We start from the raw sequence: 14,163 nt of genomic DNA on the forward strand, positions 1-14,163 counted from the left end.
TCCAGACCCACGCCGGCGCCTACCGGCGCTTCAAGCCTACCCGCGCGAGCGGCGACGCAGCACGACAGCACCGGCCAGGACAGCGATCGCCGCCACACTCAGCACCAGCTCCGGCCAGTACGCCAGCCGCGTGGCCAGGGTCGTCCCGGTGCCCTCGTGGAGCTGCCGGACCTGGACGTCCCGGGTGAAGAAGCCGGTGGCCTGGTGCACCTCGCCGGAGGCGTCGACGAACCCGGAGATGCCGACCGTCGACGACATCAACGACTCCCGGCCGTGCTCCACCGCGCGCAGCCGCACCATGGCCAGCTGCTGCCGGGCCTCGTCGACGTTGAACGTGGCGTTGTTCGTCTGCACCACGAGCAGGCCCGCGCCGTCGGTCACGGTGTCCCGCACCAGCCCGTCGTACGCGATCTCGAAGCAGATGACGTCGCCGATGGTGGCCGGTCCCATGGTGAGCACGCCGGAGGTGTCGCCGGGCTGGAAGTCCGACCGGAGCAGACCAGCCTTGTCGGTGACGATCTTCGCGATCGGTTCGATCCACCGCCGCAGCGGCATGTACTCCGCGAACGGCACCGGATGCTGCTTGGTGTACCGGGCGGTGACGCCCTGGCCCGCCTCCCAGACCAGGCCCACGTTGTAGACCTGGCCCTCCTGCTGGCCGCTGAGCACCGACCCCACCAGGATCGGTACGCCGATCGCCCGGGCGGCCCGGTCGATGGCGTCGGCGGCGTCCGCGTTGCGCAGCGGATCGATGTCGGAGGAGTTCTCCGGCCAGATCACCAGATCCGGCTTGGGCCGCTTACCCGACGCGACGTCGGCGGCCAGCTCTTCGGTCGCCGAGACGTGGTTGTCGAGCACGGCCCGGCGCTGGGCGTTGAAGTCCAGCCCCATGCGGGGCACGTTGCCCTGGACGATCGCGACCGTCACGGTCGGGCCGTCCGGGGTGGACAACGGGACGGCGTACCCGACGACCGTCAGCGCCGCCGCACCGACCACCGCCAGGACCGCAACCCACCTACGCCCGCTCGCCAGCGCCGCCTGCGCCGGGTTGGGCGCTGGATCAGGGTTCTGGGTCGAATCTTGGTCGAAGATTCGACCGTCATCCCTGATCCAGCCCAAGCCGAGCGGGTCGGCCGAGACGTCCGCCGTGGTCTGGCGTTTCGGCGTGGTCTGGGGCGGAGCGAGCCGGCGGGGGAACGCGCGGGCCAGGGCGAGCAGGAGCAGGCCGCCGGTGACGGCGACGACGAAGGTGACCAGCGGCGCCCCGCCGAGTGCGGCGAGGCGCAGCGTGGGCGCGTCGGCCTGGCTGAACGCGAGGCGGCCCCACGGGAAGCCGCCGAAGGGCGTACGGCCGCGCAGGGCTTCCTGGCCGACCCAGAGCACTCCGACGACCAGCGGCCAGCTCCACCGCCAGCGGTCCACGACCGGGCTCACCACGGCCAGGGCCAGCCCCTGCAGGGCGAAGTACGCCGCCTGCAGGCCGACCAGCAGCAGCCATGGCCACGGGCCGACGTGCGTGCTGGTCCACGACAGCAGGGGCGCGAAGAACACGACACCGGTGATGAAGCCGAACAAAGCCCCCGTACGCGGTCGCCGCCGGTGCACGGCGAGCGCCGACGCCGCGACGCCGAACGGGGCGAGCCACCACAAGCTGTACGACGGGAACGACAGCAGCAGCGCCGCCCCGGCGAACACCGACAGCAGCAGTCCGGCCCAGTACGGCACCGGCTTGCCGGCGGGCGTGGGCTCGGGCGCGGCCACCTCGGTCGGCGGGGCGTCAGGCGGGGCAACGGCTGCGGTCACGGCGAAAACCCTACCGCGACGGCCAGTCGGCCTTGTCACGAAAGCCCACCGCATCAGCCCCCTCCTCCGCCCGCAGGCCAGACCCGGCCTGACTAACCGGCCGCGGGCTTCTCCGCCTCCAGCATGACCGCCCCGTCGACGTCGTCGACCGAGAACAGGGTGCCCGGCGGGTAGCTGGCCAGCATCGCCGGTGGGAGCTGCACGGTGCCGTCCCCGGCGACGACCGCGAACTCCCGTCCGCCACGGCCCTCCGCGCCCACGCGGCCGTCCCGGATCGTCACGACCCGCCCGAACGCCTCACCGACGGCCATGTCGTGAGTGACCGCGACGATGGTCGTGCCGCGCTCGGCGTTGACCCGGTCCAGCGCCGACAGCACCTCGTCCCGGGCGACCGGGTCCAGCCGGCTGGTCGGCTCGTCGACCAGCAGCAGCCCCGGTGACGCGGCCAGGCCGACCGCCAGCGCCGCCCGCTGCTGCGCGCCCGGCGACAGCTGGTCGATCCGGCGGTCGCCGTACCCGAGCAGGCCGACCAGCGCCGCGACCGACTCGGCCGGTTCGACGTCAGCCGGGCGTACCTTGCGCACACGGCGCTGGGCGAGCCAGATGTTGTCCTCCAGGGTCGCGTACGGCAGCAGGTTGCGGGTCGCGCCCTGCAGCACCACCCCCAGATCCGTGCCGCGCAGCCGGGCCAGCTCGCCGTCGGTCAGCTTGCCGATGTCGGTCTGTCCCAGGTGGACCCGTCCGGCGCTGGGCCGCATAAGCCCGGCCAGCAGCGCGATCAGCGTCGACTTGCCCGAGCCGCTCGGCCCGACCAGGGCGACCTTCTCCCCCGGCGCGATCTCCAGATCCACCCCGGCGAGGGCGACCACGTCGCCGCCCTCGGCCCGGTAGATCTGCACCACGCGCCGGCAGATCACGGCCAGTCCGTTCACCGGGTCTCCCCTTCCACCGCCCGCCGCAGCACGGTGGCCACGACGAGGCTCGTCAGCAACAGAATCACGACCTGGCCGAGCAGGGCCGCCGCGAGCAGGCCCGGCCGGACCGGCAGCAGCGGCGTGGCCGGCGCCCAGCCGCCGTCGGCCACCATCGGCACCACCGCCCGCGCCGTACGCCAGGCCAAGGCCGCCACGAGAGTGCCGATCAGCGCCGCGACCGCAACGAGGACGGCGTACCCGCCGGCGACCTGGCGTGGCACCGACCGCGACCGCATGCCCTGGATGCGCAACGCCCGCATGACCCGGCCGATCTCGTCGTGCTCGGCCGCGCCGACCACCAGGACGCCGGTCACCCCGAGCACCACCGCCGCCAGACAGGCCACCAGGTAGAAGCGCAACGCCAGCGCCGGCCCGGACCGTTCGAGCCGCTCGGCCGCCCGCTCGGCGGTCATCGTCGCGACCGGCGTCAGCCCCTGCACCCGCAACCCCGACCGGATCAGCTCCGGAGTGTCCTCGGCGAGCCACACCTGCGCTTGGCGTACCGGGGTCGCGGCGGGCAGCCCGGCCAGGTCGACCAGACCGCCGGCGGTCCCGAGCCGGGGCAGCACGGCGACCTCGGCCACCTCGGTCACCGACACCGAATCGGCACCGGCGGCGACCCGGTCGGGCGGGGATTGGGTGGCGATCATCGGCAACGGCCCGGATCCGGTCGCGCGCAGCGAACCGCACGCCTGCTCCTGCGGCACCGCCGCGTCGGCGCTCCAGTACCCGATGCCGCAGAACCGCTCGGCGTCGACCGCCAGCACCCGGAACCGCTTGTCCGGCAGCATCGCCGCCGCCATCGCGTACCGGCCGGACGGGTCGGCGTCGCGGACGGCGGCGCGCAGGTCCCCGGCGGTCGTGGTCGGCAGGCTCCACACCTCGGCCGCGCCGACGTCGAGCCGGGCGCGTTCGGCCCGCGCCCACGCGCCGGCGGTGGTGGCCGCGACGGCGAACCCGCCAGTGCCGAACAGCACCACCAGCAGCGCCAGCAGCCGCGAATGGGTCGGCCGGCGGGCGATCACGAACGCCGCCATGGCCCGGTTGACGCGGCCGCGCCGCAGCCCCCACCTGCCCAGCCGTTCGGCGAGCGGACCGGTCAGGCGACGGGCCACCAGCCCGGCGGCGACCGCCGTCAGCAGTGGCGCCAGCAGGGCCAGGCCGCCCGGCTGGTCCTCGGCGGTGATCTGATAGCCGGCCGCGACCGCCGCCAGCACCGCGCACACCTCAGCGAGTCCGATCAGGACGGTGTGGGCGCGAGCGGGCGTACCCCGCAACTGTGCCGCGATGGGTCCCCGGCCGGCCTGTGCCACGGCTATTCCGGCGAGCGCGGCCACCGTGACGATCGCCGCCGCCACCGTCGCCACGACCCCCCAGGTCAGCTCCGGACCGTCGCCGCCGGGCAACGTCCACGCCCCCAGGACGCGTACGCCGAGCCACCCGGCGGCCAGCCCGATCGGGGCCGCCGCCAGGGCCGGGAGCAGTGTCTCCGCCGCCGACAGCCACCACCGGGTGAACCCCGGTACGCCCCGCAGCCCCGCGAGTCCGCTCTCGGTACGCCGCCGCACCGTGCTGGAGCTGACCGCCAGGTACAGCACGACCATGGTCAGCAGCAGCAGCGGAACCGCCGCGACCTGCACCGACCGGTCGAGTCCGGCGCGTTGGGCGGCGATGCGGTCCAGCAGGTCCGGCAGCGCGGTGCTGACGTCGTAGCCGTTCTCCTCGGCCAGCGTCTCCTCTTCGGCGGCCAGCGACCGCAGCCCGGCGTCGTCGGTGAAGTCCACGCCGTCGGCGATCAGGTCGGTGGTCTGGAACGCGGTTCCGAACGGGGTCGCGGCGACGGTTTCCAGCGTCGCGAACACGGCGGGCACTTCCTGCTCCGGTTCCTCGTCCGGCTGCGGCACACCGGTGAACGACCGCCCCGCCCCGTACGCGCCGGTCAGGTCGCCGATGGCGTACACGCCGACGACGGTGAGCCGGATCGGATCGCCGTCGGCCCGGAAGCCACCCTGCGATAGGGTTCCGGCGACGAAGCCGGTGTCCGTGCCCGGCCGCAGCCCGGCCGACTGCGGAACGATCGCCTCCCCGGCTCCGGCGACGCACCGGCCGGACACCATGCGGACATGGGCGCACACCCCCGACCGGTACGCCAGCCACACCGACGTGCCGAGCGACGTCTCCGTCGCGCCGAGCTGCCCGCCGACGAGCAACCCGCCGACCGTGGTGAACCCGGGCTGGTAGGGCAGTTGCGGGGCGAGTTTCTCGGCCGGGAGTGGGGCCGGGCGGCCCGGGAATCCGCCCGGCGTCAGCAGGACCGTCCGGGCGATCGACAACTCCTGCGGCGCGGCGTCGGCGACCTGCGCCGCCGTCACCGCCCGCGCCGCCGCGCCGGTGTACAACGGCACGGCCGCGGCCGCCGCCGACGCGATCACCGACAGGGCCAGCACCAGCAAGGCGGTGCCCCGCCGCCGGCGCAGCATCACCCGGACGATCCGGATCATCGGCCTTCCTCCCCGTCCGACACCAGCGCCCGATCGCCGCCATCACCGCTACCGTCCGGGATCGACGCACCGCCACCGTCCGCGGCGAACGAACCGCCGCCACCCGGGGCCGAGGCACCGCCACCGTCCGGAGCGAACGAACCGCCGCCAGCCGTGGTCGAAGCGTCACCGTCCGAAGCGAACGAACCGCCGCCGCCCTGAGCCGAGGCACCGCCAGCGTCCGCGGCGAATGAACCGCCGCCGTCCGACTCGGGCGCGACTACGGCGCGGGCCAGTCGCCGCGCGCTCAGCCAGCCGGACGCCGCGATCGGCGCGGCGGCGACGAGCACTCCGAGCCCGACGGCCGGCCCGGACACCGTCGGTACGCCGGTCGCGGTCCAGTCGTCGGTGAACACCGACAGTCCGCCACCGCCCCAGCCGATCGCGGCGGCGATGGCGAGCGCGGCGCCCAGCAGCACTCCGGTCGCCAAGAGCAGCCACGCCGACCAGCCGATCGCGCGTACCGCCGTGCGGGCCGTCAGGCCCTGCCGCCGCAGGTCCAGCAGTTCGGCCCGGCGTTGGGCGTACTCGCCGGTGGTGATCACGGCCAGCCCGGCCGCGCCCAGCAGCACCCCGAGCAGGGCCGCGCCGAGCCGGAATCGGGCCGCCTGTCCGGGTCCGGTGCGCACCATCCGGTCGACGCGCTCGTCCACTGTCTCCTCGCCCGCGATCAGCAGCCGTTCGCGTATGCCGGTCAGCACCGCCGCCGGGGTGTCGGCGCGCGCCCAGACTTCGGCCTGCACGACTCCCCCTTCGTCGGCCAGGCGGTCGGCGTACTCGTGGTCGATCAGGAAGCCGTCGCCGCCCGCGCCGGGCAGGATGCCCGCACCGTCCACGACGCGTACCGGCCGGGAGATCCCGTCGAGCACGGGCAGTTCGCGGACCTCGTCGGTCTGGGCCAGCCGGGCACGGCCGGCGACCACCGCGGGCAACGGCACCGGGGCGTCGGCCACCAGGACGCGCAGGTCGGTCGAGACGTGCATCGGATCGCTGGGCCGGTACTGGGCGCTGAGCCAGCCGTCGCCGTGCAGCACGGTGAGGTCGCCCGCGGTGGTCGTGAAGCCGGGCCGCCAGCGACCGGCGGCCGCCATTCCGGCGGCGTCGACCAGCGTCGTGTCCGGGGACTGCTGCCGGATCGCGGTCAGCCGCAGCGCTTCCGGTGACGAGGTGAAGCCGAGCCAGGCCAGCCGGCAGCCGTCGGCACACTGCGGCACGTCGGCGGCGTAGGAGCCGGCGCCGAGCTGATGCGCGACCGTGATCGGCACCGTGAACCGCTGCCCGGCCGCCGTCACGAGGGTGGCGCGGATCGTCCCGCCGGCGTCGGCCGAGGTCGCCGTCACGTCCAGGACCAGCCGTGTCCCGGTCACCTGCACGGGTGCGTTGACCGCCGGGCGGACGTCGGCGGCGATCCGGCGGGCCAGCGCGGCACCGGTTTCGGACACCCGGGCGAGGCGGTCGCTTTCGACCGCGACGACGCTGCTCGCGGCGAGTTGCTGCCGGGCCGCCGCCAGCAGCCAGCGGCCGTCCGGATCGGCCGCGTGCACGGCCGCGCGGACCGCGGTGTGATCCGAGCCGACCACTGTGATGACCCGGGCCGCGCCCAGCTCGGCCACCGCACGCTCGCGCAGCGCCGCCGAGGTGGTCTGCACGCCCGAGGCCGCCAGTGCCGGGGTGGCCACCGCGACCGCCACCAGCGCCAGCGCGCGGGCCGTGTGCGGCCGCCGGGCCAGGTGCATCGCCGCGAGCCCCAGCCCCAGGTCGCCGCGGCGCAGGCGGCCCACCCCCAGGTGAGCCAGTCCCCAGGCCACGATCCGCCCGGCCAGCAGGGCCGCCGCCAGCACGCTCACCATCGGGGCCAGCGGCGCCAGGCCCGCATCCGGGCTCGCCGTCACATTCTGGTACGCCAGAAGCAGCGCCACGACGACGACGAGTGCCTCCAGCGGCGCGAAGCGCAGCCGCTTCGCGGCCCGCTGCGCGCGCCGCACGGCGTCCAGCACCGGCGTACGCAGAACGCGGGTCTCTGTGGCGGCGACCAGGGCCAGCACCGCCACCAGCACGGCGCCGGCCGCCGCACCGTCCGTCGTGGACACCGGCGACCCGCCGCTGAGCAGCCCGGTCGCCGCGCCCAGCACCGCACCGGCCAGCACCGCGAACGCCGACGGGCCGACCGCGAACAGGAACCGCGTACGCACCGGGGCGCCGCGCAGGACGCCGAGCGCCGTCTGGGGAGCCCGCCGGTCGGCCGCCGCCGCCGCCGCGAGCAGCAGCACGAACGCGCCCACCAGCAGCAGCGCCCCGGCCGCCGCCAGCACCCCGGCCGCGAGCGCCCGCCGCCCGGCGGTGATCTGGTCGAACAGCTCCGGCAGCAGCCCGGTGGCGAAGAAGGAGTCCGGCGGCGTCTGCCGCAGCTCGTCCAGGGTGGACCGGGCAGCGGTCAGGTCGGCGGGCAACGCCGCCGGATCGGTGACCGTCGTGTCCACGACCACGGTGACGCTGACGCCGTTGACCGCGTCCGCGGCGACCGGCGTACGCAGCAGCGCGGCGTCGGCGGTAGCGATGGCGCGCACGGTGTCCGCCCCGGCCAGCACCGGGGTGTCGGTGCGCCGTGGATCGGCCGTCAGATCCGAGCGTCCCGCCCAGTACGCCCGATCGCCGCCGGGCTGGTAGACGCCGACGACCGTCAGCCGGTAGCCGAGGACGGCCGACAGCGTCGGAACGTCGGCGGTCAGCTCGTCGCCCGCGCGTACGCCGAGCTTGTCGGCCGCCGTGGTGCTGAGCAGGACCTCGCCGAGCGCGGCGGGGCAGCTGCCGGCGATCGTCAGGTGCTCGCAGGCGCCGTCGCGGCTGACCACCGGGGCCGCGAGTGCACCGGATGCGGCTTTGATCCGGGCCGGGACCTGCAACGTCGTGTAGACGGCCAAGCCGCTGCCGGCCGCGGCGCGTTCGGCCGCCGCGCGCGCGGCGTCGACCTTGCCACGGTCACCGGCGGCGTCGAAGACCACCTCGCCGCGCAGGCTGAGCGTGCGCTCCAACGGCCCGGCGGCGCTCACGTGCGCGACCAGCAGCCGACCGGCCGCCGCGCGGGCGTACGCCGGCGCCGCCGTGGCGACCGCGGCCAGCAGGAATCCCAGTGTCGCCAGGATCGCCGCCTGACCGGCGTGGGCGCGTAGCCCGCGCCTGAGCATCCGCCACATGTCCACCCTCTCGGGAGCGCTCCCACACTCAGCGATGGAGCGTAACGGACCGGAAACGCCGCCGGGGTCCCCCGATTGGATCAAGAAGTCAGCGCAGCGAACCGAGCAACGCCAGCGCCGCCGCCGGATGATCGTCGGCCAGCAGGCCCGCCGCCGCCAGCACGTACGCCGAATCGATCACGACCGCCGGATCGCGGGGCAACGCCCAGCCGCCGGCGGTGTCGGCCAGCGCCGTGCGCAGCACCGCCCGGCCGAACGACGGCGAATTGTGCCGCAGTACGCCGCCCGAGCCGATCACCAGGCGTACGTCGCGCAGGTCGGGGCCGCTGCGGGTATGGCGGCGTACCGCGACGGTGGCCGCGAGGGCCGCGATGCGGCCGTCGAGCGGATCGTCCGGGCCGGCCACCAACCCCGGGCGCTCCGACCGCAGGGCGGCCGCCACCGCCAGCTCCTCCGCCGAGGGGATCAGCCGCTCCGCCACGGCCGCGTCGACGACTCCTGGCGCGCTCCAGCGCATCCCGAGATCGCCCTCGACCGTGCGGCTGCGCCACAACGTCCCGGCCGCCTCCGCGCGTACGTGGGCGCGCTCGGCGTCCGGGGTCAGCACCGAGTACACGTCGCAGGTCGCCCCGCCGACGTCGACCACCAGCAGATCCTGGCCCAGCTCGTCGCCCAGCAGTTCCACTCCGCGCAGCACCGCGTCCGGGGTCGCCGCGCGTACCAGCGACGCGAACCGGGGACCCTTCGACAGCCGCTTGCCCCCGATCACGTGCCGCAGGAACACCTCCCGGATCGCCGCGCGGGCCGGCCCGGGCTCCAGGACCCCGATCTTCGGCAGCACGTTCTCGGTGGCGGTCAGGGGCGTTCCCGCGTCTCCGAACAGCGTGCTCAGCTCTGCGCGTACATCTTGATTGCCGGCCAGGACCACCGGAACGCGGTGGCGGCCCGCGGACAGGCGGGACCGCGCGAGCTTGCCGGCGTTGTGGGTCAAGACCTCCGCGTCGCCGCCGTCGGTCCCGCCCACCAGCAGGATCACATCCGGGTACGCCGAGCGCAGCGCCGCGAGCCCGGCGGCATCCAGCGGGCCGGCCGCGACGTGCACGACCTTCGCGCCGGCTGACAGGCCGACGCGGTGCCCGGCCTGGGCGGTGACCAGGGCTTCGTAGCCGACCACCGCCAGGCGCAGCCCGCCGCCGGCCGACGAGCACACGCGGACCTCGTCGCAGGCTATCCCGGTGGCCGCGACCGCCGCGTCCAGGCCGCGTAGCACGTCGGACTCCACGGTGGTCGGATGCGACGCGGTGGCCAGGAGCGCGCCGGTGTCCGTGTCGACCACGGCGGCCTTGGTGAACGTGGACCCGACGTCCACGCAGGCGATTCTCACTTGGCGGGGACGACCACCGTGCCGGTCGCCGTCACCGCGACGATCGGCGGGTCGAGCACCTCGGCGGCGGACTCGCTGCGGTCCGGGCGACCCCGGCAGACCACCCGCGCCTCGAAGTCGATCGTGCGGCTGCGGTTGCCCATCCGGGTCACCGTCGCCACGATCTCCAGCACGTCACCGGCCCGCATCGGGGCCTTGAACTGCACGTCGGCGTAGGACGCGAACAGGCCCTCGTCGCCGTCGAGCTGGATGCACACCTCGGTCGCCACGTCGCCGAACGCGGCCAGGGCGTACGCCCCGTCGACGAGGTTGCCCGCGTAGTGCGCGTGGCTGTACGGGACGTACTTGCGGTGGGTGACGATCGTTCCGACGCTCATTTGACGGTTGCCGCTTTCTGCGTGACGAGACGGTGGACCAGATACGAGGCGACCTCGCTGGGCGTGGTGCCCCGGCCGAACACCCGGTCGACGCCGAGGTCGCCGGCCATCAGCTCGTCGAACCGCGGCCCGCCGACGATGAGCAGCGGCCGTTTCGCCGCCGGCATCGCCTCCCGGAACGCCGCCGACATCTCCCGCGTGTTGTGCAGGTGCGCGTCGCGTTGCGTGACGACCTGCGAGACCAGTACGGCGTCGGCCTTCTCCTTACGCGCGGCCTCCACCAGCTCCGGCACGGTCACCTGGGCGCCGAGGTTGACCACCTTCAGCTCCCGGTAGTACTCCAGGCCCTTCTCCCCGGCGATCCCCTTGACGTTGAGGATCGCGTCGATGCCGACCGTGTGCGCGTCGGTGCCGATGGTCGCCCCGACCACCGACAGCTTGCGCCGCATCTTCAGCTTGACCGCCGTGTTGACCTCCTTGGCGCTCAGCAGCGGGAAGTCGCGCTCGACGACCTGCACCTTGTCCGGCTCGACCAGATGGTTGACCCGTCCGTAGACGACGAAGAAGGTGAACCCGTCGCCCATCTGCTTGGCGTGCACGAGCATCGCCGGGTCCAGGCCCATCTTCGCCGCGAGCTGCAGCGCGGCCCCCTCGGCTTTCTTGTCGTGCGCCATCGGCAGGGTGAACGACACCTGCACCATGCCGTCGCCGGTGGTGTCGCCGTACGGCCGGATCACGGAACTCACTGGGCCGCCTCCAGCAGCTCGGTCGCGGGGTTGTAATAGCCGTCCTCGTGCTGGGCGACGCCGTCGAGGCCCTTGCCCCGGTCGGCGGGCCGCTTCATGATCCCGAAGGTGCCCTCGCCGATCGCGGTGAGCAGCCCCTTCTTCTCGATCACGCCGAGCAGGTCCACGGCCTCGTCGAGGACCTGGTGGGCGCGCTGCTGGATGAAGCCGCCCGGGGCGGGGACGAAGTCCTCGTGCAGGCCGCCGCAGGCGTTGAGGACGTAGCGGACGTTCTGCAGCGCGATGTCCCGATCGGACAGCCACGGCGTGACCACGGCCTCGGTCATCATGCCGACCAGCAGGATGCCCTGGCCGGTCATCGCGCCGACGAGGTTGAAGAAGCCGTCGAGCAGGTTGCCGCGGAACACGTCGCCGGTCATGTGCTTGGTCGGCGGCATCCACTTCAGCGGCGCGTCCGGGAACAGCTCCCGGGCCAGCAGCGCGTGGGCCAGCTCGAGCCGGAACGACTCCGGCAGATCGGGGTTGATCTCGAACGCGTGGCCCAGGCCCAGCTGCCAGTCCGCCAGCCCGGCCTCGTGCGCGAAGTACTCGTTGAGCAGCTGCGACACCGTGACCGTGTGCGCCTCGTCGACCGCGTCGGCGGTGGTGAGGTAGTTGTCCTCGCCGGTGTTGATGACGATCCCGGCCCGGGCGTGGATCTGCCGGGAGAACCGCTGGTCGACGAAGGTGCGGATCGGGTTGATGTCGCGGAACAGGATGCCGTACATCGAGTCGTTGAGCATCATGTCCAGCCGCTGCAGACCGGCCAGCGTGGCGATCTCCGGCATGCACAGGCCGGAGGCGTAGTTCGTCAGGCGTACGTAGCGGCCCAGTTCCTTCGACGACTCGTCCAGCGCCGCCCGCATCAGGCGGAAGTTCTCCTGGGTGGCGTACGTGCCGGCGAAGCCTTCCCGGGTCGCGCCCTCGGGCACGTAGTCCAGCAGGGACTGGCCGGTCGAGCGGATCACCGCGATCACGTCCGCCCCGGCGCGGGCGGCCGCCTGCGCCTGCGGAATGTCCTCGTAGATGTCGCCCGTGGCGACGATGAGGTAGATCCAGGGGCGCTGCTTCGGATCGCCGAGCTTCTTGATCATCCGGTCACGGTCGGCGCGGTTGCGGTCGATCGTCTTCATCCCGGCCTTCACCGCCCGGTCGGCGGCCTTACGAGCGGCCGTGCGCGCCTTGCCCTCCGGTACGCGGAACCGCACCGAACCGGCCGCCGCCTTCTGGGCCAGCACGGTTATATCCGTCTCACCCTCCGACAGCATCGCGTCGAACACGGGCAGGGCGACCCCCTGGCCGAGCCCGGTGTCGGCGCGTACGGCGTCGACGAGCCGGTTCGCCCACGGGATGCCCTCCGCGTCGGCTCCGGTGATCCCGGCCAGCCGCAGCACGGCCCGCTCCACCGAGACGGTGGTGTGGCTGCGCGCCAGGTCCACCACCGGCGCACCGGCCCTGCGGGCCAGCTCCCGGGCCTTCGCCACGACGTCGTCGTCGAGGTGCAACTTACCCATAGATCTTCTCTCCACGAAGGATGGTCAACCGGCAGTCCGGCAGGTCGGGCAGCGGCTCGTCGGGCAGGGCGGGCAGCAGCGTCGGCAGGGTCCCGACCAGCCCGGCCGGCGCCTGCCACACCGCGAACGTGGCCGCCTTGCCCGGGGCGAGCACGCCTTCGTCATCACGATGGGCGGCGCGCCAGCCACCACGGGTATGCGCGGCGAACGCGGACTTCGCGCTCATCCGCAGCGTCGGGTTGAAATGGTTGACGGCGGCGCGTACGGAACCCCACGGGTCCAGCGGAGTCACCGGGGAGTCCGAGCCGAACGCCAGCGTCACCCCGACCGCGTGCAACTGGCCCATCGGGTTGCTCGCCAGCGACCGGGCCACCCCCAGGCGCTGGGCGTACATCTGGTGCTCGCCGCCCCACAACCGGTCGAACGCCGGCTGCATGCTCGCCACGATGCCGTACTCGACGAACCGGGCGATCAGCGCCTTGTCCACGATCTCCACGTGCTCGATGCGGTGCCGGGACTCGCGCAGCACCTCCGCGCCGCTCACCCCGTTGCCGCCGAGCTTGGCCGCCGCCATCGCGAACCCGTCGAGCACCGTGGTGATGGCGGCGTCGCCGATCGCGTGGAACCCGCCCTGGACGAACCGACCCGTCGAGGAAGAGTGCCGGTGGCAGTCCAGCAGATGGTCGCGTACCTGGTCGGCGGTGACGTAGCCGAACCCGCAGCCGTCCCCGTCGAGATAGTCGCTGGACAGATGCGCCGTACGCGACCCCAGCGCGCCGTCGGCGTACAGGTCGCCGCCCGCGCCGACCGCGCCGAGGTCGACCGCCTTGGCCGCGCCCATCAGCTCGCCCCAGTAGCCGTAGACCTCCGGCAGCTCCGGCAGCCGGCCCAGCGCCAGGACGTCGGTGAAGTCGTCCTCGGACGAGGTGCCGGGGCCGCCGCACTCGTGGATCGCCCCGATCCCCAGCGACGCCGCGTGCTCCAGCGCGCGCCGTTGCGCGGCCCGCCGCTGCTCGGCCGTGATCCCGGCGAACGCCGCCTCCCGCACGACATGGTGGGCGTCGCGGCGTACCCAGCCGGACGCGTCGTAGCCCGCGACGCCCTCGGCGAGCGTCAGCAGCCCGGAGCTGACCAGCGCGGAGTGGATCGACGCCTGGGACAGGTAGACGGCCCGACCACCGGCGGCCCGGTCCAGCTCGGCGGCGGTCGGCGGCACCTGCGCCTCCCTCGGCCAGGCGGACTCGTCGAATCCGTGGCCCAGCAGCACCGCGCCCTCGGGCAGGGTGGCCGCGAACGCCGCGACGGCGTCCAGCACGTCCCGCGCGCTGCGGGCCGCCGACAGGTCCAGCCCCGACAGGGCCAGGCCCGTGTCGGTCGCGTGCACGTGCGCATCCACGAACGCCGGGGTGATCAGGGCGTTCTCGCCGGCCAGTTCCCGCACGTCGACGACCGTGTCGGCGGCGGGCGCGTCCTCCACCGGGCCGAGCCAGGTGACCACCCCGTCGGTCACCAGCAGGGCGGACAGACCGGCGTGCACCGGCAGCGCGGGAGTCCGGATGGCGGCGTTCGTGTACAGAGAGGTAGGCATGGGA

At 74.0% G+C, this 14,163-nt stretch carries 9 protein-coding genes; all 9 read right to left on the minus strand.

The genetic code is table 11. The features are described 5' to 3' along the window. Positions 1–36: 36 nt before the first annotated feature. The 9 genes from lnt to HDA40_RS04340 all read right to left on the minus strand — a co-directional run bounded on the left by lnt (position 37) and on the right by HDA40_RS04340 (position 14,159). Positions 37–1,857, minus strand: a complete 1,821-nt coding sequence (gene lnt / locus HDA40_RS04300) for an apolipoprotein N-acyltransferase (protein WP_372502841.1) — start codon at positions 1,855–1,857, stop codon at positions 37–39. 38 nt (positions 1,858–1,895) lie between these two features. Continuing rightward, positions 1,896–2,735 carry an ABC transporter ATP-binding protein gene (locus HDA40_RS04305; protein ID WP_253751948.1) on the minus strand — a complete coding sequence of 280 codons (840 nt, stop codon included), beginning with the start codon at positions 2,733–2,735 and terminating at the stop codon, positions 1,896–1,898. After that, positions 2,732–5,278, minus strand: a complete 2,547-nt coding sequence (locus tag HDA40_RS04310) for an FtsX-like permease family protein (protein WP_253751951.1) — start codon at positions 5,276–5,278, stop codon at positions 2,732–2,734. Before HDA40_RS04310 ends, HDA40_RS04305 begins: the two co-directional genes overlap by 4 nt. Further along, a complete protein-coding gene (locus HDA40_RS04315) occupies positions 5,275–8,511 on the minus strand; it encodes a hypothetical protein (RefSeq protein ID WP_253751954.1) in 3,237 nt (1,078 codons plus the stop codon). The genes HDA40_RS04310 and HDA40_RS04315 overlap by 4 nt, the downstream gene beginning before the upstream one ends. Before the next feature lie 88 nt (positions 8,512–8,599). After that, entirely contained in the window at positions 8,600–9,895 is a 1,296-nt protein-coding gene (locus tag HDA40_RS04320; RefSeq protein WP_253751958.1) for a glutamate mutase L, read from the minus strand. Further along, positions 9,892–10,272 carry a 3-aminobutyryl-CoA ammonia lyase gene (gene kal, locus HDA40_RS04325; protein ID WP_253751961.1) on the minus strand — a complete coding sequence of 127 codons (381 nt, stop codon included), beginning with the start codon at positions 10,270–10,272 and terminating at the stop codon, positions 9,892–9,894. Before kal ends, HDA40_RS04320 begins: the two co-directional genes overlap by 4 nt. Beyond that, complete coding sequence (kamE, locus tag HDA40_RS04330) at positions 10,269–11,018, minus strand: lysine 5,6-aminomutase subunit beta (protein WP_308197671.1); 750 nt, start codon at positions 11,016–11,018, stop codon at positions 10,269–10,271. The genes kal and kamE overlap by 4 nt, the downstream gene beginning before the upstream one ends. Then, positions 11,015–12,571 (minus strand): lysine 5,6-aminomutase subunit alpha, encoded by a 1,557-nt coding sequence (gene kamD, locus HDA40_RS04335; protein ID WP_253751965.1) that lies wholly within the window; start codon positions 12,569–12,571, stop codon positions 11,015–11,017. Before kamD ends, kamE begins: the two co-directional genes overlap by 4 nt. Then, the gene (locus HDA40_RS04340) at positions 12,564–14,159 is read right to left on the minus strand and encodes an amidohydrolase (RefSeq protein ID WP_253751968.1); all 1,596 of its coding nucleotides are present in this window, start codon (positions 14,157–14,159) and stop codon (positions 12,564–12,566) included. The genes kamD and HDA40_RS04340 overlap by 8 nt, the downstream gene beginning before the upstream one ends. Between the last annotated feature and the right edge of the window lie 4 nt (positions 14,160–14,163).

The sequence above is a fragment of the Hamadaea flava genome (assembly GCF_024172085.1).
Taxonomy (GTDB): domain Bacteria; phylum Actinomycetota; class Actinomycetes; order Mycobacteriales; family Micromonosporaceae; genus Hamadaea; species Hamadaea flava.